The 24,237-nt window shown below is 66.1% G+C and carries 27 protein-coding genes, 1 tRNA gene and 1 other RNA gene; 12 read left to right on the plus strand and 17 right to left on the minus strand.

Annotated elements, in window-relative coordinates; all coding sequences use genetic code 11:
- The 7 genes from nuoC to F595_RS0101555 form a co-directional block, all read right to left on the minus strand.
- Nucleotides 1-1,791, minus strand: coding sequence for an NADH-quinone oxidoreductase subunit C/D (gene nuoC, locus F595_RS0101525; RefSeq protein ID WP_022955105.1), 1,791 nt, complete (start codon nt 1,789-1,791; stop codon nt 1-3).
- Between the two features lie 61 nt (nt 1,792-1,852).
- On the minus strand, nt 1,853-2,518 hold the full coding sequence (locus tag F595_RS0101530) for a NuoB/complex I 20 kDa subunit family protein (protein ID WP_022955106.1): 666 nt from the start codon (nt 2,516-2,518) through the stop codon (nt 1,853-1,855).
- Nucleotides 2,519-2,529: 11 nt separating this feature from the next.
- Nucleotides 2,530-2,958, minus strand: a complete 429-nt coding sequence (gene ndhC, locus F595_RS0101535; protein WP_022955107.1) for an NADH-quinone oxidoreductase subunit A — start codon at nt 2,956-2,958, stop codon at nt 2,530-2,532.
- Nucleotides 2,959-3,118: 160 nt separating this feature from the next.
- On the minus strand, nt 3,119-4,321 hold the full coding sequence (locus tag F595_RS0101540) for an FAD-dependent monooxygenase (protein WP_022955108.1): 1,203 nt from the start codon (nt 4,319-4,321) through the stop codon (nt 3,119-3,121).
- Nucleotides 4,314-5,576, minus strand: coding sequence for a 2-octaprenyl-6-methoxyphenyl hydroxylase (gene ubiH / locus F595_RS0101545; RefSeq protein WP_022955109.1), 1,263 nt, complete (start codon nt 5,574-5,576; stop codon nt 4,314-4,316). Before ubiH ends, F595_RS0101540 begins: the two co-directional genes overlap by 8 nt.
- The gene (gene pepP, locus F595_RS0101550) at nt 5,576-6,931 is read right to left on the minus strand and encodes a Xaa-Pro aminopeptidase (RefSeq protein WP_022955110.1); all 1,356 of its coding nucleotides are present in this window, start codon (nt 6,929-6,931) and stop codon (nt 5,576-5,578) included. The genes ubiH and pepP overlap by 1 nt, the downstream gene beginning before the upstream one ends.
- Before the next feature lie 15 nt (nt 6,932-6,946).
- Entirely contained in the window at nt 6,947-7,534 is a 588-nt protein-coding gene (locus F595_RS0101555) for a UPF0149 family protein (RefSeq protein WP_022955111.1), read from the minus strand.
- A gap of 72 nt (nt 7,535-7,606) precedes the next feature.
- On the opposite strand from F595_RS0101555, the gene F595_RS0101560 reads away from it, so the two are divergent.
- From F595_RS0101560 to F595_RS12225, 4 genes are all read left to right on the plus strand, one after another.
- Nucleotides 7,607-7,816, plus strand: a complete 210-nt coding sequence (locus F595_RS0101560; protein WP_022955112.1) for a TIGR02449 family protein — start codon at nt 7,607-7,609, stop codon at nt 7,814-7,816.
- Between the two features lie 28 nt (nt 7,817-7,844).
- Nucleotides 7,845-8,159 (plus strand): cell division protein ZapA, encoded by a 315-nt coding sequence (locus F595_RS0101565; RefSeq protein WP_022955113.1) that lies wholly within the window; start codon nt 7,845-7,847, stop codon nt 8,157-8,159.
- A 62-nt stretch (nt 8,160-8,221) separates the two neighbouring features.
- Nucleotides 8,222-8,405: non-coding RNA, 6S RNA (gene ssrS / locus F595_RS14355), on the plus strand.
- Between the two features lie 6 nt (nt 8,406-8,411).
- On the plus strand, nt 8,412-9,074 hold the full coding sequence (locus F595_RS12225; RefSeq protein ID WP_051144621.1) for a 5-formyltetrahydrofolate cyclo-ligase: 663 nt from the start codon (nt 8,412-8,414) through the stop codon (nt 9,072-9,074).
- Here the strand turns inward: F595_RS12225 and F595_RS0101575 are convergent.
- A complete protein-coding gene (locus F595_RS0101575) occupies nt 9,058-9,717 on the minus strand; it encodes a histidinol-phosphatase (protein WP_026913108.1) in 660 nt (219 codons plus the stop codon). The two genes, F595_RS12225 and F595_RS0101575, sit on opposite strands and share 17 nt — an antisense overlap.
- A gap of 161 nt (nt 9,718-9,878) precedes the next feature.
- On the opposite strand from F595_RS0101575, the gene rppH reads away from it, so the two are divergent.
- The gene (gene rppH, locus F595_RS0101580; RefSeq protein ID WP_026913109.1) at nt 9,879-10,373 is read left to right on the plus strand and encodes an RNA pyrophosphohydrolase; all 495 of its coding nucleotides are present in this window, start codon (nt 9,879-9,881) and stop codon (nt 10,371-10,373) included.
- 27 nt (nt 10,374-10,400) lie between these two features.
- Nucleotides 10,401-12,689 (plus strand): phosphoenolpyruvate--protein phosphotransferase, encoded by a 2,289-nt coding sequence (ptsP, locus tag F595_RS0101585; RefSeq protein ID WP_022955117.1) that lies wholly within the window; start codon nt 10,401-10,403, stop codon nt 12,687-12,689.
- A gap of 12 nt (nt 12,690-12,701) precedes the next feature.
- On the opposite strand, the gene F595_RS12230 is transcribed toward ptsP, so the two are convergent.
- Nucleotides 12,702-13,442, minus strand: coding sequence for an NRDE family protein (locus F595_RS12230; RefSeq protein WP_022955118.1), 741 nt, complete (start codon nt 13,440-13,442; stop codon nt 12,702-12,704).
- Nucleotides 13,443-13,559: 117 nt separating this feature from the next.
- On the opposite strand from F595_RS12230, the gene lgt reads away from it, so the two are divergent.
- The 5 genes from lgt (at nt 13,560) to efp (ending at nt 17,537) form a co-directional block, all read left to right on the plus strand.
- Nucleotides 13,560-14,375, plus strand: coding sequence for a prolipoprotein diacylglyceryl transferase (gene lgt, locus F595_RS0101595; RefSeq protein ID WP_022955119.1), 816 nt, complete (start codon nt 13,560-13,562; stop codon nt 14,373-14,375).
- A 3-nt stretch (nt 14,376-14,378) separates the two neighbouring features.
- Entirely contained in the window at nt 14,379-15,173 is a 795-nt protein-coding gene (locus F595_RS0101600; protein WP_022955120.1) for a thymidylate synthase, read from the plus strand.
- An 86-nt stretch (nt 15,174-15,259) separates the two neighbouring features.
- Nucleotides 15,260-15,763: a dihydrofolate reductase gene (locus F595_RS0101605; protein ID WP_026913111.1), complete on the plus strand. Its 504-nt coding sequence runs from the start codon at nt 15,260-15,262 to the stop codon at nt 15,761-15,763.
- A gap of 13 nt (nt 15,764-15,776) precedes the next feature.
- Nucleotides 15,777-16,937: an elongation factor P maturation arginine rhamnosyltransferase EarP gene (gene earP / locus F595_RS0101610; protein WP_022955122.1), complete on the plus strand. Its 1,161-nt coding sequence runs from the start codon at nt 15,777-15,779 to the stop codon at nt 16,935-16,937.
- 33 nt (nt 16,938-16,970) lie between these two features.
- Nucleotides 16,971-17,537 carry an elongation factor P gene (efp, locus tag F595_RS0101615; protein ID WP_022955123.1) on the plus strand — a complete coding sequence of 189 codons (567 nt, stop codon included), beginning with the start codon at nt 16,971-16,973 and terminating at the stop codon, nt 17,535-17,537.
- A 78-nt stretch (nt 17,538-17,615) separates the two neighbouring features.
- Here efp and F595_RS0101620 read toward each other — a convergent pair whose 3' ends face one another.
- Entirely contained in the window at nt 17,616-18,554 is a 939-nt protein-coding gene (locus tag F595_RS0101620) for a DMT family transporter (RefSeq protein WP_026913112.1), read from the minus strand.
- An 86-nt stretch (nt 18,555-18,640) separates the two neighbouring features.
- Here F595_RS0101620 and F595_RS0101625 point away from each other — a divergent pair, with 86 nt between their 5' ends.
- Entirely contained in the window at nt 18,641-19,915 is a 1,275-nt protein-coding gene (locus F595_RS0101625) for an MFS transporter (RefSeq protein WP_022955125.1), read from the plus strand.
- A gap of 48 nt (nt 19,916-19,963) precedes the next feature.
- Here the strand turns inward: F595_RS0101625 and F595_RS0101630 are convergent, their stop codons facing one another.
- The 7 genes from F595_RS0101630 to hemC all read right to left on the minus strand — a co-directional run bounded on the left by F595_RS0101630 (nt 19,964) and on the right by hemC (nt 24,187).
- Nucleotides 19,964-20,383, minus strand: coding sequence for a PaaI family thioesterase (locus F595_RS0101630; protein WP_022955126.1), 420 nt, complete (start codon nt 20,381-20,383; stop codon nt 19,964-19,966).
- A gap of 2 nt (nt 20,384-20,385) precedes the next feature.
- On the minus strand, nt 20,386-20,886 hold the full coding sequence (locus tag F595_RS0101635) for a PaaI family thioesterase (protein ID WP_022955127.1): 501 nt from the start codon (nt 20,884-20,886) through the stop codon (nt 20,386-20,388).
- A gap of 103 nt (nt 20,887-20,989) precedes the next feature.
- Nucleotides 20,990-21,065 (minus strand) — tRNA-Phe (locus F595_RS0101640).
- A gap of 38 nt (nt 21,066-21,103) precedes the next feature.
- A complete protein-coding gene (locus tag F595_RS0101645; RefSeq protein WP_022955128.1) occupies nt 21,104-21,412 on the minus strand; it encodes a hypothetical protein in 309 nt (102 codons plus the stop codon).
- Nucleotides 21,409-22,425: a uroporphyrinogen-III C-methyltransferase gene (locus tag F595_RS0101650; RefSeq protein WP_022955129.1), complete on the minus strand. Its 1,017-nt coding sequence runs from the start codon at nt 22,423-22,425 to the stop codon at nt 21,409-21,411. Before F595_RS0101650 ends, F595_RS0101645 begins: the two co-directional genes overlap by 4 nt.
- A 17-nt stretch (nt 22,426-22,442) precedes the next feature.
- Nucleotides 22,443-23,237 (minus strand): uroporphyrinogen-III synthase, encoded by a 795-nt coding sequence (locus tag F595_RS12235; RefSeq protein WP_022955130.1) that lies wholly within the window; start codon nt 23,235-23,237, stop codon nt 22,443-22,445.
- Nucleotides 23,234-24,187: a hydroxymethylbilane synthase gene (hemC, locus tag F595_RS0101660; RefSeq protein WP_022955131.1), complete on the minus strand. Its 954-nt coding sequence runs from the start codon at nt 24,185-24,187 to the stop codon at nt 23,234-23,236. The genes F595_RS12235 and hemC overlap by 4 nt, the downstream gene beginning before the upstream one ends.
- Between the last annotated feature and the right edge of the window lie 50 nt (nt 24,188-24,237).

Genomic DNA, 24,237 nt, shown 5'->3' on the forward strand with positions numbered 1-24,237 from the left:
TCAGCGGTCCACGTCGGCCATGACGAAGTCAATGGAAGCCAGATAGGCGATCAGGTCCGCGATCATGGAGCCGCGAATCACCGAAGGAATCTGTTGCAGGTGCGGGAACGATGGCGTGCGGATGCGTGTCCGGTAGCTCATCGTGCTCTTGTCCGAGGTCAGGTAGTAGCTGTTGATGCCCTTGGTGGCCTCGATCATGAAGCTGGCCTCGCCGGCCGGCATCACCGGCCCCCACGACACGCTGGTGAAGTGGTGGATCAGCGTTTCGATGTCCTGCAGGGTGCGCTCCTTGTTGGGCGGCACGGCCAGCGGATGATCGGCACGGATCGGTCCCGACGGCATGTTCTTCAGGCACTGCTCGATGATGCGCAGCGACTGGCGCATTTCCTCGAGGCGAACCATGGCGCGGTCATAGGCATCGCCATGCTGGGCCAGCGGCACGTCGAAGTCGAAGTTCTCGTAGCCGGAATACGGACGCGCCTTGCGCAGGTCGAAGTCGACGCCGGTGGCGCGCAGACCCGCGCCGGTGACACCCCACTCGATGGCCTGGGCGCTGTTGTACTGGGCCACGCCCTGGGTACGCGCCTTCAGCACGCTGTTGCGCATCGCGGCCTTCTCGTACTCCTTGAGACGCTTGGGCATCCAGTCCAGGAACTCGCGCACCAGACGGTCCCAGCCCTGCGGCAGGTCATGGGCGACGCCGCCGATGCGGTACCAGGCCGGATGCATGCGGAAGCCGGTGATGGCCTCGATGACATCGTAGGCACGCTTGCGGTCCGAGAACATGAAGAAGATCGGCGTCATGCCGCCCATGTCCTGGATGTAGGTGCCGAGGAAGAGCAGGTGCGAGGTGATGCGGAAGAATTCAGCCATCATCACGCGGATGGTCTGCGCACGCGCCGGCGCCTCGATGCCGGCGAGCTGCTCGACCGCCAGCACGTAGGGCAGGTTGTTCATTACGCCGCCGAGGTAGTCGATGCGGTCGGTGTACGGGATGAAGCTGTGCCAGGTCTGGCGCTCGGCCATCTTCTCGGCACCACGGTGGTGGTAGCCGATGTCCGGCACGCAGTCGAGGATCTCTTCGCCATCGAGCTGCAGCACGATGCGGAAGGCGCCGTGCGCGGACGGATGGTTGGGGCCGAGGTTGAGGAACATGAAGTCGGACTCGGCCGAATGCTTCTTCATGCCCCACTCTTCGGGCCGGAACAGCAGCGCTTCCTGCTCCTCGTCCTGACGGGCGGCGGTGAGCTTGAACGGGTCGAATTCGGTGGCGCGCGCCGGATAGTCCTTGCGCAGCGGATGGCCTTCCCAGGTACGCGGCATGAGCAGACGGTACGGCGTCGGATGGCCGCTGAACTCGATGCCGAAGAGGTCGATGACCTCGCGCTCGTACCAGTTGGCGTTGGCGAACACCGGCACCGACGACGGCAGACGCAGATCCGATGCCGACAGCGCAACCTTGAGACGGACATCCGAATTGCGACCGATGGAAACAAGGTGGTAGAACACCGTGTAATCCGCCGCCGGCAGGCCATGGCGATGGCTGCGCAGACGCTCGTCCACGGCCGACAGGTCGTAGAGCATGTGGTAGGGCTGCGGCAGCTGCTTCAGGAAGCGCAGCACCTCCACGATCTGCTCGCGCGCCACCCACAAGGTAGGCACGCGATCAAGGGTGGCCTGGAAGGTAAAGGCGTTGTCACCGAAGCGGGCACGCAGCTCGCGCACCACGCCGTGGTCGCTGCCCGGCAGGGTCTGCTGCGGGTGTTCGGTAGTCAGGACGTCGTCGGCCATCGGATTCGTCGTCACTCAAAAAAGTTGCTGTTCGTGTCCGGTCGTCTGCCTGCGGCAGCGCTCAGACGCTGTCCGGCGTGCGCAGGTTCACGACCTGGATGCGCTCGTCGCGCTTGGTCTCGCGCATGGACGGCATGTCCGGGCGATACACGCCCTGGTCACCCACCACCCATGACAGGGGGCGGCGTTCCTTGCCGATCGAGTCCTGCAGAATCATCAGCGCCTGCAGGAAGGCCTCGGGACGCGGCGGACAGCCGGGAATGTAGACATCCACCGGCAGGAACTTGTCGACGCCCTGGACCACGGAATAGATGTCGTACATGCCGCCGGAATTGGCGCAGGAGCCCATGGAGATCACCCACTTGGGCTCCAGCATCTGCTCGTAGAGACGCTGCACGACCGGTGCCATCTTGATGAAGCAGGTACCGGCGATGACCATGACGTCCGCCTGGCGCGGTGACGCACGAATGACTTCGGAACCGAAACGGGCGAGGTCGTGCGGCGCGGTGAAGGCTGTGGCCATTTCGACGTAGCAGCAGGACAGGCCGAAGTTGTACGGCCACAGCGAGTTCTTGCGGCCCCAGTTCACGGCGCCATGCAGCATGTCCTCGAGCTTGCCGAGGAAGATGCTGTTCTTGCCCTCTTCCTGGAGCGGATCGCCTACGGTTTCCTTGGCCGGCGGAAACACCGGGGCGTTCGGATCAATCTTGGTCAGGGTGTATTTCATGCCGGACTCGCTCACTGATCAGACGGCGGGGTCTGGCGTGCCGCCAGACGACGCTTGCGGGCTTCAGGTGCCCAGTCGAGGCCACCGACGCGCCAGAGATAGAACAGGCCGACGAGCAGAACCACGATGAAGATGACGACTTCGATGAAGCCCGTCCAACCCGACTCGCGCACGGAAATCGCGTAGGCAAACAGGAACAGGGCTTCGACATCGAAGATGACGAAGAACATGGCGACCAGATAGAACTTGGCCGAGACACGGATGCGCGCACCGCCCTGCGACACGATGCCGGATTCGAACGGCTCGTTCTTGGCACGGCCCCAGGCACGCCCGCCGAGGAAATACGGCGCAGCCAACATGAAGGCGCACATGCCGATGATGCCCAGGAAGAAAATTCCCAGGGCCCAGTACTGTGCAGTTTCTGACACGCCAGCAGTCATGGCGAACTCCTCAGACCCCAAACCAAGCAGAACACAGCGGCCTGATGCCGGGTGTCCGTCGACCCGCGCGAAGGATACGCGCACAGCGGTCGGATTTCCACAGGGCGACTACGGTCATAAGGTCTAAGAAAACCGACGTGCCGTACCGCCCCTTTTGCAACTATCGCCCGGTCGCCAGGCGCACGACCTGCCGTTTCAGCGGCCCGCTGCGATCAAACCAGCGCATCCCCTGGTTGCGCAGCACCCTCAGCATGGCATCGGACGCACCGAACAGGCGCTGGAAGCCGGTCATCGCATGCAGCGTCAACGCATTGTCACCTCGCCGCTGGCGCTGATAGCGCGACAACACCCTGGCATGGGCCAGCGGCAAGCGCGAACCGGCCGCCGCCTGCATTTCACGCGCCAGCACGGCGGCATCCTGCAAGCCGATGTTGACGCCCTGACCAGCGAGCGGATGGATGCTGTGGGCTGCATCCCCGATCAGTGCCAGCCCGGGCAGGCAATAGTCGCGAGCATGACGTGCGCGCAAGGGGAATGCATAGCGCGCTCCGACGGCCGCAACGGTGCCCAGACGAGATTCAAGGGCCTGCTCCAGTCGCTGACGGAAATTCGCGTCGTCAAGCTCGCCCAGCGCACCCGCCTCGGCCTCCGGCAGCGACCAGACGACGGCACAGTGATGGACATCGGACAGTGGCAGGAAGGCCAGCGGCCCGCCCGGCAGAAAGCGCTGCCAGGCCGTCATCTGATGCGGCTGCTCGGTGCGCGCGATGCACACCAGCGCACGCTGGTGGTAATCATGGCTGTCAACCGCAATGCCGGCGGCCTCGCGAATCGGCGACAACGGACCGTCAGCAGCCACCAGACAGCCGGTCTCCAGCACGGCGCCATCCGCCAGCACCAGACGCCAGCGTCCGCCAGCCAGACGCTCCAGGCTCTGCCAGCGCTGCGGGCCCAGCCAGCTCACCTGCGGCCGCTGCACCAGCGCTCGGGTCAGCAGCGACTGTAAGGCCGCGTTCTCGACCAGCACGCCAAGGTGCGGCAAGCCGGCATCGCGTGCCTGGAAATGCACGCTGCCCGTACCGTCGGCATCCCACACCCGCATGTCGGTATAGGCACACTGGCGCAGTTCGGCGAATGCCGGACCGCAGCCTGCGGCGGCAATCAGCGCCAGCGACGCCGGCGTCAGTGCCGACACCCGGGGATCGAACTCGCCCGTGTTGCTCCAGTCGCGCAAGGGCTCGGCCTCGACCACCGCCACGCGCAGCCCGGCCAGCTGCGGATCCTGCAACAGCAGCAGGGTGAACAGGCTGCCGACCATGCCGGCGCCCACCACCACGACATCAAACGGCCGCTGCTCAGACATGACTCAGTCCCATGGCATAACGCGCCAGCGCAGGCTTGGCGCCCGGCAGCAGATCGAAGCCGACCAGACCGGCATTTCGCAACACGGCAAGCAGGGGATTGCTGGTGGAGAAGCCGCGCACCAGCGTGTCGGAGAAGCGGATGATCTGGCGCTGATCCTCCAGGCGCATCTGCTCGTAGCGACGCAGCAGCGACAGATCGCCCGGATCCTGGCCGGCGGCATCGGCCGCCACCAGCTCCTGAACCAGCACCAGGATGTCACGCAGGCAGAGGTTGAAGCCCTGCCCGGCCACCGGGTGCAGGCTGTGTGCGGCATTGCCCAGCACCACGGCACGCGGCACCACCTGCTGATCAGCCACCATCAGCTGCAACGGCCAGGCCTGACGACGACCGACACGGCGGAAGCGCCCGGCGCGGCCGCCGAAAGCGGTCTGCAGCGCCTGCAGGAACGCGGCGTCATCCAGCGCCATCATGCGCTCGGCATCCGCCGGCGGCAGCGCCCAGACCAGCGAGCGCCGGGTCTGCACCGGCTCGCCAGGCAGGTCCGGCAGCGGCAGCAGGGCAATCGGGCCCTGCGCCGAGAAGCGCTCGTAGGCGACCTGAGCATGCGGCAGGGAAGTCGCCACCGTGGTCACCAGCGCCGTCTGGGTGTAGTCATGACGACGTGCGCCCAGGCCCAGCCAGTCCCGGCAGGGCGACCCGGTGCCGTCAGCGGCAATCAGCAAGGGCGCCTGGATGACCAGCTCGGCATCACCCTGACGCCCACGCACCGTGATCCGCTCGGGCTCACGCGTCAGACCGGTGACGCTGACCCCGTCACGGACGGAGACCGACGGGCAGTCACGCAGTGCCGCCAGCAGCACCACACCCAGCCAGGCATTCTCGATGACCTGTCCGAAGCTCTCGACCTGCTCGTCCTCGGCATTGAGACGGGCAAAACCGAAATGACCGCGATCGGAGACATGTATGTGCCGAATCGGCGTGGCATGCGGCTGCAGCCGCTGCCACAGACCGAGATCGGTGAAGGCCTGGATGGTACGGCGCGACAGCGCCGTGTTGCGGGCATCGAAGGTCGCTGCATAGGGCAGCGGCTGACCGGGCTGCACGGCCGGCAATGTCGCCTGCTCGAGCAGTACCACGCGGCGCTGCGGCAGTTGCTGCGCCAGGCACAGCCCCAGCGTGACGCCCACCATGCCACCACCGACAATGACGATGTCAGCCTGTTCCGGCGCTGCCGTCTGCCTGTCAACGGTCATCAGGCCGCCACCCCGGCAGCGCGATCCGCCGCCATCAGCGCCTCGATGTCAGCCACCGACTTGGGCGCCGCGGCGGTCAGCACGCGGCAGCCCTCCGGCGTGACCACCACATCGTCCTCGATGCGGATGCCGATGCCGCGCCACTGCGCATCCACGCTGTCGTCATCGGGCGCGACATAGAGACCGGGCTCGACGGTGAGCACCATGCCCGGCTGCAGCGGACGCCACTGGCCATCGAGCTGGTACTCGCCAACGTCATGCACGTCCATGCCCAGCCAGTGGCCGGTGCGGTGCATGTAGAAGCGGCGATAGGCGCCGGCGGCAATCAGCGCATCCACCTCGCCGCTGAGCAGGCCCAGACGCAGCAGGCCCTCGGTCAGCACCCGCACGGCAGCCTCATGCGGCGCCTGCCAGCTGGCGCCCGGCTGCACGGCCGCGATGGCAGCCAGCTGCGCCGCCAGCACGACCTCGTAGAGCGCCTTCTGGGGCGCCGAGAAGCGGCCATTGACGGGAAAGGTGCGAGTGATGTCCGCCGCATAGTGGTCGAGCTCGCCACCGGCATCGATCAGCACCAGATCGCCGTCATGGAGCGGGCGGTTGTTTTCCGTGTAGTGCAGCACGCAGGCGTTGGCACCGCCGCCGACAATGCTGCCGTAGGCGGGCGCAGTGCAGCCGTGACGCGCAAAGGTGTGCAGCAGCTCCGCCTCCAGCTCGTATTCGAAACGACCCGGTGCCGCTGCTTGCATGGCCCGGCGGTGCGCCTCGGCACTGAGGTCGGCGGCGCGCTGCATGACGCCCAGCTCGGCATCGGACTTGAGCAGGCGCAACGGATGCAGGACGCTGTCGAGCAGCTGCCAGGCCACCGGCGCGGCAATGCCGGCACGGGTCTTGGCACGCACGGCCGAGAGCCAGCCTGTCAGCTGCGCATCGAATGCCGGCTGGCTGCCCTGCGGCGCGTAGACCACGCGACGACCGGCAAGCAGCTCGGGCAGGCGCTGATCAGCCTCGCCGATGACAAAGGCCTGGTCAGCGCCAAACAGGGTCCGCGCGCCTTCGGGACCAGCACGGTAGCCGTTCCAGATCTCCATCTCGCGATCACGCGGCTGGCAGAACAGCACGAACTCGCCCTCCGGGCGCCCGGGCAGCAGCACCAGCAGGGCATGCGGCTCAGGAAAGGCGGAGAGGTAATAGAAGTCGGAATCCTGGCGGTAACGGTATTCGGTATCGCGGTTGCGGCGCAGGGGCGGGGCCGCCGGCACCAGTACCACGCCATCCGGCCCGACTGCCTGCATGAGGCGAGCACGACGGCGGGCGAATTCGGCAGGATCCAGCAATGAACTCCAGGTCACGGACATCTGGCCAGGCGCTCCTCAATGCACGGTAGGTGCGGGATCGGCGGCATCATGCGCATGCTCCTCGCGCGGCGCCAATTCCTCGAACAGGTGAATCACGCCCAGACGCACGAACTCGTGCAGCTCGGCATAGGCGATCTCGCCTTCCTCGTCAGCCTCGTCGACGCTGTCGACCTGGGCAATGCTGACCAGGTCCTGCAGGATCTCGCGCACCGACTCCATGGCCAGCGCCGGATGGCTGGCAGAGGCCGTCAGACCGAAGCCGGCGAGTAGACCGCGACAGAAATCGCCCAGCGCCACCACGCGATCCGCCAGCGACTCCTCGTCGTCAGGCAGCAGGGGCCGGAACATCAGGTCATCCGCGCCGAGATCCTCCAGCGTCTTCAGCTGCAGCTGCCAGAGCCCGGCAATGGCAGGCTCGTCAAAGGCCGCACTGGTATCGGCATGCGCTTCCAGCGACTTCATCAGCGCACCCCGGTTGAGTCGGGCGCCACCTGCCAGCATGCCGGTCAGCACGCCATGGAATTCCGACGCCGAGCAATCCGCCTGCGAACGCTGCAGCAGCAGGCTCAGCGACTCGAGAGTGGGGACTTCAGCGGCTTGCATGGGGAGACCTCTTGGCAGCATTGGACACGGCAACCTATAGTAGCCGCTCAAACTCTTGAGAGCGAACGGCACATGCTCGAACAGGACTACCAGGCGCTCAGCCGGCAGGTCGATCATCTCGTCCAGCGCCTGCGCCAGCTGCACCGGGAAAACCACGCCCTGCACGTGCAGAATGCCCAGCTGCTGGCCGATCGCGACGACCTGCAGCGCAAGAACGAGCAGGCGCGCGCACGTGTCGAAGCCATCATCCTGCGCCTGCGTGCGCTGGAAGCCCAATCATGAGCCGCACGCCGGCACGGAGCCCCCAGGCATGAGCCAGGACGTCAGCACGCTGGATGTGTTCATCCTCGACAAGGCCTACAAGATCGCCTGCCCGCCCAGCGAGCAGGACAACCTGCGCCGGGCCGCCAACTACCTGGACCGCAAGATGCGCGAGATCCGTGGCAGCGGCAAGATCATGGGACTGGACCGCATCGCCGTCATCGCCGCCCTCAACATCAGTCACGAGCTGCTCGCCCTGCGCCAGCAGAGCCAGGGCGAGAACGTGTCCAGTGCCGACATCGCGACCCTGCTGAAGCGCATGGAAAATGCTCTCGCCGAGACGGCGGAAACCAATCTGGTCTGAAAGCACCACAACTTATAACCTTTTGCCGGCTTGTGCCGGGGCAGGCCTGCCTTATACTGGAACCCTCTCTGGGGTGTTCGCCAGCTTGTCTGATCCCCTGAGCCGATGCTTCTACCTTATGGGATGCGTTCGTCTTTCGTGGTGTGCATGTCCGCCCGTCGGAAAGCCTTAAATGAGAGCGCCGCCTCCCCCTTGAACCTCCTGGGTTCAAGGGAAATGATGAGCAGCGGCACCTTCGGAGACCACTTCCGGATGCATCCCGACACCCCGTCGCTTTCCCATGACCAGCAACGCCTGCGCCAGCAGCTGCGACGAGAGTTGCGCGCGCGTCGCCGCGCCCTGACCCCGACCGCGCAGGCGCACGCCGCGCGCACCCTGTGCCGGCAGCTGCTGCGCCTGCCCGGCCTGAGACGGGGCAGCCACCTTGCGGCCTACGTGGCCAGCGACGGCGAAATCGATCCGGCCGCCTTTCTCGATGTCATCCTGCGGCGCGGCGCCACGGTCTGGCTGCCGGTACTGGCACGGCGGCCGGCCGCATCCGCTCCGGGCATGCATTTCGCGCGACACCCCGGCCGCCCGGCCGGTGCGCGCCGGTCACCTCGTCATCATCCGGGCCGACACTGGCAGACCAATGCCTACGGCTTGCGGGAGCCGCGCAACCGGACGCGGCGAGCGGCCTGGCAGCTGGACGCCATTCTGCTCCCCCTGGTGGGCTTTGATGCACGCGGCCAGCGTCTGGGCATGGGTGGCGGCTTCTATGACCGCCTGCTGGCGGATCTGGACAGACGGCCACGGCGGCCGCGCCTGATCGGGCTGGCACATGACCTGCAACAGGTAGATGCCCTGCCGGTGGCGACCTGGGACCGGCCGGTGACGCTGGTCGTCACCGGCACACGCGTCATCCGCGCAGACTGATCCGCGGCCAGCCGCGCTCGCTGGCGATGCCTGTCAGCACCTCGTCGGCATCGACCACCACCGGATTCGTCACCACCTCCAGCAAGGGCAGGTCATTGCGCGAGTCCGAATAGAACCAGGCGCCTTCCAGTGTCTCGCCCTGCTCGGCCAGCCAGGCCTGCAGACGCTGAACCTTGCCATCCTGGAAGCAGGGCGTGCCCGCCAGGCGGCCGGTGAAACGGCCGTCCTCATCCTGCTCCGGCTCGGTGGCAAGCAGATCACTGACGCCATGGCGGGTGGCGATGCGCTCGGTGACGAAGCGATTGGTGGCCGTGATGATGACCAGCCGGTGGCCCTGGTCACGGTGCCAGGCCAGCAGCTCCAGCGCCCTGGGCTGGATCATGGGCTCGACGCACTCGGCCAGATAGGCCTCGCGCCAGGACTCCAGGGTGACGCGATCGGTGGCGGCAAGCACGGCAAACACGAACTCGCAGTAAGCGCGGATATCCAGCGTGCCGTTCCTGTAATCGGCGTAGAAGCCGTCGTTGGCGAGCCGGTAGGCCTCGCGATCGACATGACCGTGCCGGGACAGAAAGTCGCCCCAGGCATGGTCGGAGTCGCCAGCAAGCAGCGTGTTGTCGAGATCGAACAGGGCCAGGGTCATCGCATCATCCTTCACGGTCAGCGCACTGCGGACGCCTTGCATGGCGCCCAAAGCGACATGATAGCGGCTGCTCGGCAAAAAAACCGCGCCCGACCTTGCCCCACTGGCCCCGCTCAGGTAGTAATGGAAGCAATAACTGAATGTTTTTCAAGGAATCTCCCGTGATCGACGGCGACGGCTTTCGACCCAATGTCGGCATCATTGTGGCCAATGACCAGGGCCAGGTGCTGTGGGCACGCCGCTACGGCCACGATGCCTGGCAGTTCCCCCAGGGCGGCATCGCCGATGGCGAAACCCCGGAACAGGCCATGTACCGTGAGCTGCATGAAGAAATCGGCCTGGAGCGCCAGGACGTGAAAGTGCTGGCGCAGACCCGTGGCTGGCTGCGCTACCGGCTGCCGCGCCGGTTCATCCGCAACGACAAGCCGCCGGTGTGCATCGGCCAGAAACAGAAATGGTTCCTGCTCAAGCTGGTCGGCGCCGAATCGCGCGTGCGCCTGGACATGCAGAAGCCGGCCGAGTTCGACCGCTGGCGCTGGGTCAGCTACTGGTACCCGCTGGATCAGGTGGTGTCATTCAAGCGCGATGTCTATCGTCGCGCCCTGAAGGAGCTGCTGCCGCGCCTGCCGGTGATCAACACGCCACGGAATCGCTGAGCCATGCCCATTTCCGCAGAGCCGAGCATGCTGGAAACACTTCGTCGCATCGTGCTCGAAGTGGACTCCGCGCCGACCTTCCAGGCAGCGCTGGACGTGCTCGTGCACTCGGTGCGCGAAGCCACCGGCACCGAGGTCTGCTCGGTCTACCTGCTCGACGAGCGCACCGAGCGCCTGGTGCTGATGGCCAACGAGGGCTTCAACCACGATTCCATCGGCGTGGTCAGCATGACCTTCGACGAGGGCCTGGTCGGCCTTTGCGCCTCCCGTGAAGAGCCCATCAACCTGCAGGATGCCGCCTCGCATCCTCGCTACCTGTACTTCCCGGAAACCGGCGAGGAACGCTACAACGCCTTCCTCGGCGTGCCCATCATGCACCGGCGCAAGGTGCTCGGCGTGCTGGTCGTGCAGCAGCGCGACAACCGGCGCTTCGGCGAAGGCGAGGTGGCCTTCATGGTCACCCTGTCCGCCCAGCTCTCCGGCGTGGTTGCGCACGCCAAGGTGCTGGGCCAGATGGAGGTGGTGCGCAGCTCGCGTGCCACCGCCACGCAGACCTACCAGGGCATCACCGGTGCATCCGGGGTCACGCTCGGCCGCGCCGTGGTGCTGTATCCGCCCGCCGACCTGGAGCAGGTGCCGGACCGCGCGGTCGAGGACATTGACACCGAGCTGGCCCTGCTGAAGAAGGCGCTGGAGTCCGTGCGCGAGGATGTCGAGGCGCTCGACGAGCGCATGGCCGACACCCTGATGCCGGAGGAGCGCGCGCTCTTCGACGTCTACCTGCGCATGCTCGACGACAACGCCCTCGGCGGCGAGATTGCCGAGCGCATCGAGGCCGGCAACTGGGCCCAGGGCGCCCTACGCGAAGTCATCGACGAGCACATGCAGAACTTCGCGCTCATGGACGACCCCTACCTGCGCGAACGTATGTCGGACGTGCGCGACCTTGGCCTGCGCCTGCTGGCACAGCTGCAGGAGCAGGAGGCGGAAGAAACCCGCGAATTCCCGGAAAACAGCATTCTGGTCGGCGAGGACATCTCCACCGCCATGCTGCTGGAGGCACCGCTGGACAAGGTCTGCGGCGTGGTCTCGGCGACCGGCGCGGCGAACTCGCACATGGCGATCGTGGCGCGGGCGCTGGGCATCCCGACCGTAGTCGGCGTCGGCGATCTGCCCATCACCTCGCTCGACGATGCCGAGATGATCGTCGACGCCTACCTCGGCCGCATCTACGTGCAGCCGTCGCGGGTGCTGCGCAAGCGCTACCAGGCCATCATCAAGGAAGAGCAGCAGCTGGTTGCCGGCCTCGATGCCTACAAGCAGCGCGAGGCGGTCACCCCCGACGGTCATGCCGTCCCGCTGTGCGTGAACACCGGTCTGATGGCCGATGTCGCCCGCGCCAAGGACCGCGGCGCCGAAGGTGTCGGCCTGTACCGCTCGGAAATTCCCTTCATGCTGCGCGAGCGCTTTCCCGGCGAGGAAGAGCAGCGCCAGATCTATCGCCAGCAGCTCGAGGCCTTCGCGCCGCGCCCGGTGACCATGCGCACGCTGGACATTGGCGGCGACAAGGATCTGCCCTACTTCCCCATCAGCGAGGACAATCCGGCGCTGGGCTGGCGCGGCATCCGCATCACCCTGGACCACCCGGAAATCTTCATGGTGCAGGTGCGCGCCATGCTCAAGGCCGCCAGCGGCCTGGACAACCTGCAGATCCTGCTGCCCATGGTCACCACGGTGAGCGAGGTGATCGATGCCGTGGCGCTGATCCACCGCGCCGTCGCCGAGCTGCAGGAGGAGAAGGAATACGAGGTCACGCTGCCGCGCATCGGCGTCATGGTCGAGGTGCCGGCGACCATCATCCAGATTGCCGACCTGGCCAAGCATGCCGACTTCATCAGCATCGGCTCCAATGACCTGACCCAGTACCTGCTGGCCGTGGATCGCAACAACCCGCGCGTGGCCGACCTGTACTCGTCCTATCACCCGGCCGTGCTGCGCGCCGTGCGCTACGTCGTCGGCGAGGTGCACCGGGTCGGCAAGACGGTGAGCATCTGCGGCGAAATGGCCGGCGACCCGGGTACCGCCATCCTGCTCATGGCCATGGGTTTCGATGCCCTGTCGATGAGCGCCAGCAACCTGCTCAAGGTTCGCAAGGCCATCTGCCACGTGCCCATGCAGCGCGCCCGCGAACTGCTTGACCGGGTTCTGGCCTTTGACCGGCCCGAGCTGATTCGTGCCGCCGTCGAGCAGGAAATGACCGAGCTCGGCCTCATCGATCTGGTTCGGCCGCAGAACCAGGCACGCAGCCAGGCCTGAGCCAGACCCCGGTCACGACTGTCGTGACCAGCTGAAACTCAGGCGCTCCTCGCCCGGATGCAGGCGCTCCTCCCAGCGCACGGAATCCGGCGTGATGCGCAGCCAGGTCGAATTGCGCGTGCCGTAAGCCGGCGAGCGTATGCAGATCGGCGCCAGCAGACGCTCCCACAGCTGTCCGACCCCGGTATCCGGCAGCATGGTCTCATCCGGCACCTCGTCATCACACAGGATGTCCAGCTGCCGTCCGGCGTCATCGCTGTCCGCCAGCTGCCTGGCCAGTGCCACCAGACGCGTCAGCTTGGGCCATGGCGTGTCGAGTCGCGCATTGGACAGCCCGTGCCAGCCCGCCGGCACCGCCGATGCCGCCTCCTCATGAGTGCCGGCCAGCCACAGCGCGTGGCCATCGCAGACCAGCAGGGAAAACCCGCCGTAGCCGTCCAAATCGCTCTGGACGCGTTCGGCATAACTTGCTGCAGAGTCCGAAGAGGTCAGGAAGCCGCTGATCAGCTCGCCGCGTGAACGCTCGCCAGGCACGGCTCTCGGATCACGGTAATTGGTCAATGCCGCGAAGCGGCCGTTGCGGGTCACCCCCATCCAGCTGCCGCCACGCAGCAGATCCTTGCCGGCCAGCACACCCGGCGCCTCGGGCCAGAAGGCCGTGGCCTGCGCAGGGCGGGCATGGAACTCGTCACGGTTGGCCCAGACCTGCAGGCTGCCGGTCTCCGGCTGCCAGTGAAAGGCGATCAGGCACATGCACGGACTCCGTGCATGTGCACGCGACCATGCCATGCCGGTGTTGCCACCACACAGGCGGTCAAAATCGCCACGGTCTGGGGTATGCTCAGCGTCTGTTTTTTTCTGGAACGGCTCATGCTGACCTATCCGCAAATCGATCCCGTGGCCATTAGCCTAGGGCCAATCCAGGTGCATTGGTATGGCCTGATGTACCTGCTCGCCTTCACCACCGCCTACGGCCTGGCTGTCTGGCGCGCGAAACGCATGGGCTGGACCAGCGAGCACGTCTCCGATCTGGTGTTCTACGGCGCCATGGGCGTGGTCATCGGCGGCCGCCTCGGCTACGTGCTGTTCTACGGCTTCGACCGCCTGCTCAATGATCCGCTCTGGGCGCTGCGCGTCTGGGAGGGCGGCATGAGTTTCCACGGCGGCTTCATCGGCGTGCTCATCGCCATGATCCTGTTCGCCCGCCAGTACAAGCTGGGCTGGTTCGAGGTCACCGACTTCATCGCGCCGCTGGTGCCGCCCGGCCTGTTCTTCGGCCGCATCGGCAATTTCATCGGCGGCGAGCTCTGGGGTCGCCCGGTCACCGATCCGTCGTTCCCGCTGGCGATGATCTTCCCGCACGTCGACGGTCTGCTGCGGCATCCGTCGCAGCTCTACCAGGCCGCGCTGGAAGGCCTGGTGCTGTTTCTCGTGCTGTGGATCTACACCGGCAAGTCGCGACCGCGCATGGCGCCCTCGGCCCTGTTCCTGATCGGCTACGGCCTGGCCCGCTTCAGCATGGAGTTCTTCCGCGAGCCCGACCGCGACCAGGGCTTCGTCGCCTTCGACTGGATGACCAAGGGCCAGATGTTGACCACCCCGATGATCGTTGCCGGCCTGCTCATGCTGTGGCTTGCCTACCACCGCCAGCGCAAGGCCCCGCTGCATGCGCCGCGCCGGAGCTGAGTCATGCGCCAGTACCTCGACCTGATGCGCCGTGCCCGCGACGAAGGCACCTTCAAGCAGGACCGCACCGGCACCGGCACCTACTCCGTGTTCGGCCACCAGATGCGTTTCAATCTCGCCGACGGCTTCCCGGTGCTGACCACCAAGAAGCTGCACCTGAAGTCCATCATCCATGAACTGCTGTGGTTTCTCAGCGGCGACACCAACATCCGCTACCTGAAGGAAAATGGGGTGCGCATCTGGGATGAATGGGCCGACGACAACGGCGATCTGGGCCCGGTCTACGGCTACCAGTGGCGCTCCTGGCCGGCGCCGGACGGGCGCCACATCGACCAGATCAGCAACGTGGTCGAGATGATCCGGCGCAACCCGGACTCGCGCCGACTCATCGTCAGCGCCTGGAATCCGGCGCTGGTTGACGAGATGGCGCTGCCGCCCTGCCATGCGCTGTTCCAGTTCTATGTCGCCGATGGCAAGCTCAGCTGCCAGCTCTACCAGCGCTCGGCCGACATCTTCCTCGGCGTGCCATTCAACATCGCCAGCTACGCGCTGCTGACGCTGATGGTGGCGCAGGTCTGCGACCTGCAGCCGGGCGAGTTCGTCTGGACCGGCGGCGACTGCCACCTGTACAGCAACCACCTCGAGCAGAGCGATCTGCAGCTGGCCCGCGACCCGCTGACGCTGCCGGTGATGAGGCTCAACCCGGACGTCAAGGACCTGTTCGCCTTCCGCTACGAGGACTTCACGCTGGAAGGCTACGAGGCGCATCCGCACATTCCCGGCAAGGTCGCGGTCTAGGAGCCAGCACGATGACCACCCAGCCCACCGACCACACCCTGACCGGCACCGATGGCGAGGACTACGCCGCGCTGCCCGACGATACCGTGCGTCTGGCTCTGATCGTGGCCATGGACCGCGCGCGCTGCATCGGCATCGGCAACGCGCTGCCCTGGCGCCTGCCGGCCGATCTGCAGTATTTCAAGCGCGTCACCAGCGGCAAGGCCATCGTCATGGGCCGCACCACCTTCGACTCGCTGGGTCGACCGCTGCCCAACCGCACCAACATCGTGGTGACCCGCAACCCGGACTGGGATGGCCCCATCGGCATACGCGTGGTGCACTCGCTGGAAGCCGCCCTGGCACTGGCCGAAGCCGTGGCCGTGGTGAACGCCCAGGACGAGGCCCTGATCATCGGTGGCGCCGAGATCTATGCACAGACCCTGGCGCAGGTGTCACGCATGTACATCACCGAGGTGGAAACCACGGTGGATGGCGATGCCTTCTTCCCCGAGTTTGACCGGGACGAATGGCGCGAACTCAGCCGCGAGCGCCACCATGACGAAGCCAGCGACCTCTGGTTCAGCTTTGTCGTCTACGAGCGGATCTGACGTCACGGACGACATGACCACCTGCCACCTGTTCTGCCGCGTCATCGACAACTACGGTGACCTCGGCGTGTGCTGGCGTCTGGCACGGCACCTGGCTGCCGGCCATGGCGTGAGCGTCACGCTGTTCGTCGATGACCTGGCCAGCTTCACGCACCTGGCGCCGGTGCTGAATCCGGAGCTGGCGACGCAGTCCCTGGGCGACATCAGCGTGCACCACTGGCGATCGGACCAGCCCCTGCCGGCACCGGCAGACCTGGTCATCGAGGCGTTTGCCTGCGACCTGCCGGCCGAGTATCTGGCCGCCATGGCAAGCAGCCCGCGACCTCCGGCATGGATCAATCTGGAATACCTGAGCGCGGAGGACTGGGTCGCCGGCTGCCACGGCCTGGACTCGGTGCATCCCCAGCTGGGTCTGCTCAAGACCTTCTGGTTCCCGGGCGTCGAGGCACGCACCGGAGGTCTGCTGCGCAGTGCGGAGGAACTGGCCATCATGCAGGAGGCCGCTGACTCGCCCGCCGCCTTCCTGGCCGGCCTGCCGGCCGCCGCCTGCAACGGCATGCCGCAGATCAGCCTGTTCGGCTACGAACAACCGGCGATGGCCGGTCTGCTGGATGCACTCGCGGCAGACAGCACGCCACGCTGCCTCAACGTGTTCCAGGGCCGCGCACTTTCCGATGTCGAGCAGTGGCTGGGTCAGCGCCTGCTGCCAGGCGTCGCTGCACGGCGCGGCGCCCTGAGCCTGCGCCTGCTGCCGCTGCTGCCGCATGCCGACTATGACCGGCTGCTGGCCATCTGCGAACTCAACCTGGTGCGCGGCGAGGACTCCTTCGTGCGCGCACAGTGGGCAGGGCAGGCCATGCTCTGGCACATCTACCCGCAGAACGACGATGCCCATCTGGTCAAGCTGCAGGCTTGGCAGCAGCGCGTCGAGGACGCTGCGCTGGCTGCCGGCACGCCGATGCCGGCGATCTGGTCAGAGAGGCTGCAGGCCTGGAACCGGCCCGATGCGGCACGAAAGCCAGCGTCGGAAAAGGCCTGGCAGACCTTCCTGCAGGCGCTGCCGGACATCCGTGCCGGGTTGCGCGCCTGGCGCTCATGCCTGCTGGCGGAGGACGATCTCGCCAGCCAGTTGATGCGTTTTTACACGAATCGGGTAGAATCGCGCCCGACCTGATTTCCTGACACTCCCATTTTCCGGAAGCACACAATGAAAACCGCAATGGAATTCCGCGCTGGCAACGTGATCGACATCAACGGCCAGCCGATGATTGTTCTCAAGACCGAATACAACAAGTCCGGCCGCAACGCCGCCGTGGTCAAGATGAAGATGAAGAACCTGCTCACTGGCCAGGGCCAGGAGTCGGTCTACAAGGCGGACGACAAGTTCAACCAGATCATCCTCGAGCAGAAGAAGGCCACCTACTCCTACTTCGCCGACCCGATGTACGTGTTCATGGACGAAGAGTTCAACCAGTACGAAGTCGAGAAGGAAAACCTCGGTGACGTCATCAACTTCATCGAAGACGGCATGGAAGATGTCTGCGACGTGGTGTTCTACAACGGCAAGGCCATCTCGGTGGAACTGCCGACCACCATCGTGCGCGAAGTCGCCTATACCGAACCGGCCGCTCGTGGCGACACCTCCGGCAAGGTCATGAAGACGGCCAAACTGAGCAACGGCTTCGAGATCCAGGTCGCCGCCTTCATCGAAACCGGCGAGAAGATAGAAATCGACACCCGCGACGCCAGCTTCAAGGCCCGCGCCAAGGGCTGAGTCTCAAGCGACTCGCTGCGTTCATGCTCAGGCCACCTTCGGGTGGCCTGTTGCATTGCGTGACACGGCTGCTGCTTTTCAGGCCGCCTGTCGTGCCACCCAGCTCTTCAGGGCCGCGCCGCGACTGATCAGCAGGGCCAGGAAAATCAGGCCGCATCCCGCCAGCTGCGTCGCGGTCATGGTTTCGCCGAACCAGAAGGCCGCCAGCAGTGCCACCCAGACAGGCTCCACGATCAGGATCACGACACCATGGCTGTGCGGTGACAGGCTCTGCGCCTGGGTCTGCAGCAGAAAGCGCGCAGCTGATCCGATCAGGGCGCTGGCCAGCACCCAGCCGGCCAGGGCCGGCGTGACCATGCCGTCAAACAGGCGCACATCCTCGATGAGCAGCGACAAGAGCGCACTGACCGCGCCCACGGTGAGCATGTTGATGGCCGTCAGCGCACCGGGCGCAATCGCGAGACGAGACACTTCGCCGGTGTCATCGCAGACCGGACCATGATTCACCGCCCGCGTATTGAGGGCGTAGAACAGCGCAAACAGGTTGGCGGCAACGACATACCAGATCTGGCCGATCTCGGGGCGGAAACCGTTGCGCAGCGCCAGCAGGGCGAGGCCGGCCACAGCCACCGGCAAGGCGACCCAAGTCGACACGGGCGAGCGCTCGCCAAAGCACAGACGCGTCATGATCGGCACCAGCAGCACGCCGAGAATGGTGAGAAAGGCACCCTCGCCAAGGTGCGTGCCATGCGTCAGCCCCATGATCCAGCAGCTCATGCCGGCGGCGAACACCAGACCGACCACGATCGCCCGGCGCCACTCGCGCGGGCTCAGGGCGGCCATGTCCGACCGCGCCAGCAGTGTCAGACACAGGCCGGCCAGCACGAATCGCACTGCCATGAACGCCAGCGGCGCCATCAGCGCCACCGCCTCCTTGGAGAAGATCCAGCTCACCGCCGCCAGCCAGGTCACGCCCAGCAGCATCAGATCGGCCTGCCGCTCACGCGATAACGCCACGCTCACCTCGATGACAGACAATGATTGCGTCTGTCCGGAAATGCGGAAAGAATCGGCCACCTTTTCTGGCCCGACCGGATTCTTGCATGAGCACCACCCCTGCTGCCACGTCCTCGCCCACGCGGGTGCTGTTTGCCAGCCTGATCGGCACCACCATCGAGTTCTTCGATTTCTACATCTATGCCACGGCGGCCGTGCTGGTGTTTCCGCAGCTGTTCTTTCCGTCATCGGACCCGACATCGGCCATGCTGCAGTCACTGGCCACATTCGCCATCGCCTTCTTCGCGCGACCGCTGGGATCGGCGGTATTCGGCCACTTCGGTGACCGCATCGGGCGCAAGGCCACGCTGGTTGCCGCCCTGCTGACCATGGGTCTGTCCACCGTGGCCATCGGCCTGCTGCCAACCCATGCCCAGATCGGCGTGCTGGCACCGTTGCTGCTGGCCCTGTGCCGTTTCGGCCAGGGCCTCGGTCTTGGCGGCGAATGGGGCGGTGCCGTGCTGCTCGCCACCGAGAACGCGCCACCGGGCAAGCGCGCCTGGTACGGCATGTTCCCGCAGCTCGGCGCACCACTGGGCTTCATTCTCTCCACCGGCAGCTTTCTGATGCTGACACACTGGCTGAGCAGCGAGGACTTCATGAGCTGGGGCTGGCGCATTCCCTTCCTGGCCAGCAGCGCGCTGGTGCTGGTCGGGCTCTACGTGCGCCTGCGGCTGACCGAAACGCCCGCCTTCGAAGCGGCCGTGGCACACAACGAACGCGTTGCCTTGCCGGCGCTGAGCGTGTTTCGCGACCATGGCAACGCACTGCTGCGCGGCACCCTGATCGCGCTCACCGTGTACGTGATCTTCTACCTGATGACCGTGTTCACGCTGAGCTGGGGCACCAGCCGGCTGGGCTACGAGCGCGAGGAGTTCCTCTGGCTGCAGCTCGGTGCCGTGCTCTGCTTCGGCCTGACCATCCCGCTGTCGGCGCTGCTGGCCGAGCGACTGGGCCGACGCCCGACGCTGCTGCTGTCCAACCTGCTGGTGGCCGTGTTCGGCCTCAGCTTCGGCAGCTGGTTCGCCGCCGACGCCCCGGCCATGACACTGCTCTTTCTTAGCATCGGCCTCGGCCTGATGGGATTGGGCTACGGCGCACTGGGCACGCAGCTGGCGGAACTGTTTCCTACCGCCGTGCGCTACACCGGGACCTCGCTGGCCTTCAACCTGGCCGGCATCTTCGGCGCCTCACTGGCCCCCTACATCGCCACCTGGCTGGCCAGCGAGCATGGTCTGGGTGCCGTCGGCATCTACCTGGCGATTGCCGCTGCGCTGTCGAGCTGGGCCCTGCTGCGCACCCCCGAGACTCGCGACCGCTGAGCCCCCGAATATCGGCAGACAGGGGCAGCCGCGTCCGCTGCTCCGGTTTCAGCTCAGCAGGAAATGCGCACGGGCAACCGCCACCGGCTTGTCCTCGCTTTCCTGCCAGGCGGTCATCAGCACATTGGCCACGCGCTTGCCCTGCTTGGTGACGCTGCAACGCGCCCACATCGCCTCGGGCTTGCCGGTGCGCAGGTAATCGATGGAGAAATCCACGGTACGTGCCAGATCCACCGACTCCCGCAGCCAGAGCAGGTGCAGCAGGGCGGCCGTCTCCAGAAAGCCGCCGATGACCCCGCCATGCAGGGCCGGCAGACCGTCATTGCCAATGTTGTGCGGCTGGAAGGGCAGCAGGAAGAGCGGACCGTCCGCGCCTTCGCGCAGTTCAACGCCAAGCAGACGGGCATATGGCGACTGCGCCAGCACATCGGCGAAATCGGCAGGAAGGGTGCGGATGTCATCCGTCATGGTCAGGCTCCCGTTCCCGGCTGGTCAACGGCAGCCGGATGAGTCTCGCCGATGGTGGCGCGATGAGCCCCGCGCATGAAGGTGCCGACACTGTAGGCCACCGGACGACTCTGGTCGTCCTGATAGGCCGTGGCACGGGTGAACGCGATCTCGCCGGTCAGCCGGTAGCACTCCGCCGTGCAATACACCGGCTGGCCTGGCGTGGCCGGACGCAGGTAGTCAATGCGCAGGTCCAGCGTGGCAATCGCCTCCGGCTCGCCGAGCAGCGAAAAGATGCTGAGCGCGCTGGTCGAGTCCACCAGCGACGTGATCACGCCCCCATGCAGCACGCCACGGCGGCTGTCACCGACCAGCTTCTCCGCCCAGGGCAGCAGCAGGGTGGCTCGTCCGCGCTCGCCCTGCAGGAACTGCAGACCGATGGTGGCCGCGTGCGGTATGCGGCACAGCCACTGCGCGACCTCGTCAAACACGGCACGATTCTGTACCGGCAAGGGCAGACTCACGATGCATCCTCCTGCAGTCAGCGACCCGCATCCGTACAGGACGAAAGTCATGGGCCAGAAAAGCAAAAGGCCCGACCGAAGTCGAGCCTTTCACGAAAAAGTATGGTGGCCGAGGCCAGAATCGAACTGGCGACACGCGGATTTTCAATCCGCTGCTCTACCAACTGAGCTACCCGGCCACACAAGGCGCGTATTAAAGCGGGCAGGTCGGGCAGCGTCAACCCCGTGACACGCTCTTTTCCGCAATTTCAACCGATTTGGGCGTTGCCACGGGGGCAGGCACGACCGCGCGCTGACGGGCACCGGACAGTCTGCGCCAGAGCCGGCGCAGCACGCGCTCGAGCAGACTGATCTGGCTCCAGCACCAGAGGCTGGCCAGCCACAGCCAGAGCATCAGCACCAGGCTCATCTCCACCGACGTGGTGCCCCAGCTCAGCAGTACATAGCCGGGATCGGCACGCAAGCCGACCAGAATCAGCCAGAGCACGAAGCCCAGCACCAGCAGCCAGCCCAGCAGACGCGTCACAGCACACCTCGCGAGGCCGGCAGCAGCACATCCAGCGCAGCCCGCGTCGACAACTCCGGCATCGGCACACGCACTTCTTCTGCCTGCAAGGCAGCCAGCTCGTTGAGCAACGGCTTCAGGGTACTGTGCGGCAAGGCGGCATAATCCTGCTGCAGCTGCACGCTGAGCCCCTCGAGCACGGCGCGGAACAGCACGGTTTCGCCACGCAGCAAGGCCAGCTCCGCCTGGCTGAGCTTGAGCGCGTACTGGTCACGCACAAGCTGCCTGCGGGCGTCATCCAGCACGGGCTGAACCGGCTGATCATAATGACGGATCACGATCAGGCGCTGGAAGTGCTCGACGCCGGCATCCCACAGGCGTGCCATGGTCGAGCCCGGTGCAGCCTCGGTGACCTGCCTGGCTGGCGCCGTGTCTGCCGGCGCGCGTTGCTGCACCTCACGGGGCAGGTCCAGTGTCGCCAGACGCTTGCCTATGCCCTGCAGACGCAGATAGATGCCGGGCACATCCGGGGTGCTGATGGAGGCCAGCACCAGCATGTCCTGCTGCAGGGCACGACGCAGCGGCTGCCAGACGGTTTCCGGCTGCGCCGCCAGCAGAGTGTCAGCCTGCTGCAGCGCCTGGCGCGCCGACTGCGGATTGCGGCTGACCAGCAGGGCCTGCTCGGCCACCGCGACCGAGGCGGCCACCCGTTCAGCCAGCCAGCGCTGCCGCAGCACGGCATCACCGCCCATGAGACCGTCCAGCACCGCCTGCTGCTGTCGCAGCTGTTCGCTCAGCAGCTGCTCCTGCTCGCTGGCGGCACGCACCGTGGTGCGCATCTCGGCCAGCGCCTTGTTGAGATCACGTGCGCTCTGCTTGGCGCGCTTGTGCTCCTGCTCGCTGTGCCAGGCAAGACCGGCCGACGCCAGGGTGAGCAGAATCACCAGCGTGAAGAGCAGACGAAAGCCGGTGGTCAGTGGTCGCTTGATCGACACCGACGTCACCAGCGGCTGGCGGCTGAGACTGCCAGGCATGAGCGTTTCCTTGTGGCTTACCGACTAGGGGGATTCAACTGCATATCATGATGACGGCTTGCATGCCAGCAGCACAAGGCATGCACCACGGAGGACGGATCGGCACCGTCGGCCTGCACGACCTCGCCGGCGCCGGCCGCATGCAACTGCTCGGCAAGGCGCTGGCTGATGCTCACCAGCACCGGACGCGTCGCCTCGGCGCCAGCGACGATCTGCCAGTGGCGCCAGACCAGTGCACTGGTAAGCACGACAACATCCGGCCGTCTGTCCAGGTGCTGCCATGCGCTCCCGGCCAGAGCTGGCAGCACGCGGCGATACAACGGCAGCACATCCACGTCGGCGCCACGCTGACGCAGGGTGTCTGCCATCAGCTCACGGCCCTGGTCGCCCCGGCACAGCAGCCAGCGCTCTCCGGCGACCGCATGCAGTCGCGGCAGATCCAGCACGCCCTCGCTGTCTTCACGGGATGGCACCAGCGGCGACAGGCCGGCTTCGCTCAGGAGACGGGCAGTGGCACGACCCACCGCGACATGATCAACCGCCAGCGGCCATTGCGGCCAGAAATCCTGGAAATGCTGCAGGGCCAGCTGCGCCGCATTGGCGCTGACATGAATCACGCCCTGGTAACGGTCCAGATTCATGACATGGTGGCGCGCCTCAGGCGTCAGTGCCAACGGCTCGATGGCGAGCAAGGGCAGCTCCAGCACGCTGGCTCCTGCAGCCTGCAGGGCCGCTGTCAGTGACGCGGCCTGCGCCACAGGCCTGGGATTGAGCACGGTCAATCCCTTCAGCTCGGCAGGCCGGGCGGTCATGCCGGCTGACCGGCCTCGTAGACAGCCGCCAGAATGCGTCCGGCACCCGCCGCCAGCAGGCGCTCGGCGAGCATGACCCCCAGATGCTCGGCATCACCAGCCGCGCCCTGCACCTCGTCAGCCAGCATCTCGGTGCCGCACGGACTGCCGACACGTCCGCGCAGTGTGAGCTGCCCATCCGCCAGCGTGGCGAATCCGGCGATCGGCACCTGGCAACCGCCGTTGAGGCGGGTGTTCATGGCGCGCTCGGCGCTCACCCGCAGCGTGGTATCGGCATCCGCCAGCGGCGCCAGCAGGGCCCGCGTGCGTGCGTCATCCAGACGACTCTCGATGCCGACAGCGCCCTGACCCACGGCCGGCAGCAGCAGGTCCTCGGCAATCGCTTCACGGATGCGCTCGCCCAAGCCCAGACGCAGCAAGCCGGCACTGGCCAGGATCAGGGCGTCGTATTCACCCTGATCAAGCTTGGCGAGGCGGGTGTTGACGTTGCCGCGCAGATCCTTGACGCGCAGGTCCGGGCGATGACGACGCAACTGGCACTGCCGGCGCAGACTGGAGGTACCCACCACGGCGCCTTCCGGCAAGGCATCGAGACTGGCGAAACGGTTGCTGACGAAGGCGTCGCGCGGGTCTTCGCGCGGACAGATCACCGCCAGACCCAGCCCCTCCGGAAAGGCCATGGGCACATCCTTCATCGAATGCACGGCAATGTCGGCACGCCCCTCGAGCAGCGCCAGCTCCAGCTCCTTGACGAACAGGCCCTTGCCGCCGATCTTGGCCAGCGGGGTGTCGAGAATCTTGTCGCCCCGGGTGACCATGGTGACCAGCTCGACCTCGAGACCGGGATGGTGCGCACGCAAGGCATCGGCCACGTAATTGGCCTGCCAGAGGGCGAGCGGACTTTGACGCGTGGCAATGCGCAGAACGGAAGCGGACGAAGCAACAGACATGACAACCTCGGGGCCGGACACTGCATGCAGTGTACCAGTCCCTCGAGGTG

This window comes from Perlucidibaca piscinae DSM 21586, from assembly GCF_000420045.1.
In the GTDB taxonomy this organism is placed as follows: domain Bacteria; phylum Pseudomonadota; class Gammaproteobacteria; order Pseudomonadales; family Moraxellaceae; genus Perlucidibaca; species Perlucidibaca piscinae.

What these genes read in the sequence shown, in the direction of transcription:
- F595_RS0101555 (WP_022955111.1), bottom strand. Translation starts at nt 7,534, where the DNA reads ATGCAAGCCGCTGAAGTCCCCACTCTCGAGTCGCTGAGCCTGCTGCTG.
- ubiH (WP_022955109.1), bottom strand. Translation starts at nt 5,576, where the DNA reads ATGACCGTTGACAGGCAGACGGCAGCGCCGGAACAGGCTGACATCGTC.
- F595_RS12230 (WP_022955118.1), bottom strand. Translation starts at nt 13,442, where the DNA reads ATGTGCCTGATCGCCTTTCACTGGCAGCCGGAGACCGGCAGCCTGCAG.
- F595_RS0101575 (WP_026913108.1), bottom strand. Translation starts at nt 9,717, where the DNA reads ATGACCCTGGCCCTGTTCGATCTCGACAACACGCTGCTTGCTGGCGAC.
- F595_RS0101560 (WP_022955112.1), top strand. Translation starts at nt 7,607, where the DNA reads ATGCTCGAACAGGACTACCAGGCGCTCAGCCGGCAGGTCGATCATCTC.
- F595_RS0101650 (WP_022955129.1), bottom strand. Translation starts at nt 22,425, where the DNA reads ATGCCTGGCAGTCTCAGCCGCCAGCCGCTGGTGACGTCGGTGTCGATC.
- ptsP (WP_022955117.1), top strand. Translation starts at nt 10,401, where the DNA reads ATGCTGGAAACACTTCGTCGCATCGTGCTCGAAGTGGACTCCGCGCCG.
- F595_RS0101625 (WP_022955125.1), top strand. Translation starts at nt 18,641, where the DNA reads ATGAGCACCACCCCTGCTGCCACGTCCTCGCCCACGCGGGTGCTGTTT.
- ndhC (WP_022955107.1), bottom strand. Translation starts at nt 2,958, where the DNA reads ATGACTGCTGGCGTGTCAGAAACTGCACAGTACTGGGCCCTGGGAATT.
- lgt (WP_022955119.1), top strand. Translation starts at nt 13,560, where the DNA reads ATGCTGACCTATCCGCAAATCGATCCCGTGGCCATTAGCCTAGGGCCA.
- nuoC (WP_022955105.1), bottom strand. Translation starts at nt 1,791, where the DNA reads ATGGCCGACGACGTCCTGACTACCGAACACCCGCAGCAGACCCTGCCG.
- F595_RS12235 (WP_022955130.1), bottom strand. Translation starts at nt 23,237, where the DNA reads ATGACCGCCCGGCCTGCCGAGCTGAAGGGATTGACCGTGCTCAATCCC.
- F595_RS0101540 (WP_022955108.1), bottom strand. Translation starts at nt 4,321, where the DNA reads ATGTCTGAGCAGCGGCCGTTTGATGTCGTGGTGGTGGGCGCCGGCATG.
- F595_RS12225 (WP_051144621.1), top strand. Translation starts at nt 8,412, where the DNA reads ATGCATCCCGACACCCCGTCGCTTTCCCATGACCAGCAACGCCTGCGC.
- F595_RS0101565 (WP_022955113.1), top strand. Translation starts at nt 7,845, where the DNA reads ATGAGCCAGGACGTCAGCACGCTGGATGTGTTCATCCTCGACAAGGCC.
- hemC (WP_022955131.1), bottom strand. Translation starts at nt 24,187, where the DNA reads ATGTCTGTTGCTTCGTCCGCTTCCGTTCTGCGCATTGCCACGCGTCAA.
- F595_RS0101630 (WP_022955126.1), bottom strand. Translation starts at nt 20,383, where the DNA reads ATGACGGATGACATCCGCACCCTTCCTGCCGATTTCGCCGATGTGCTG.
- F595_RS0101600 (WP_022955120.1), top strand. Translation starts at nt 14,379, where the DNA reads ATGCGCCAGTACCTCGACCTGATGCGCCGTGCCCGCGACGAAGGCACC.
- efp (WP_022955123.1), top strand. Translation starts at nt 16,971, where the DNA reads ATGAAAACCGCAATGGAATTCCGCGCTGGCAACGTGATCGACATCAAC.
- F595_RS0101530 (WP_022955106.1), bottom strand. Translation starts at nt 2,518, where the DNA reads ATGAAATACACCCTGACCAAGATTGATCCGAACGCCCCGGTGTTTCCG.
- earP (WP_022955122.1), top strand. Translation starts at nt 15,777, where the DNA reads ATGACCACCTGCCACCTGTTCTGCCGCGTCATCGACAACTACGGTGAC.
- pepP (WP_022955110.1), bottom strand. Translation starts at nt 6,931, where the DNA reads ATGTCCGTGACCTGGAGTTCATTGCTGGATCCTGCCGAATTCGCCCGC.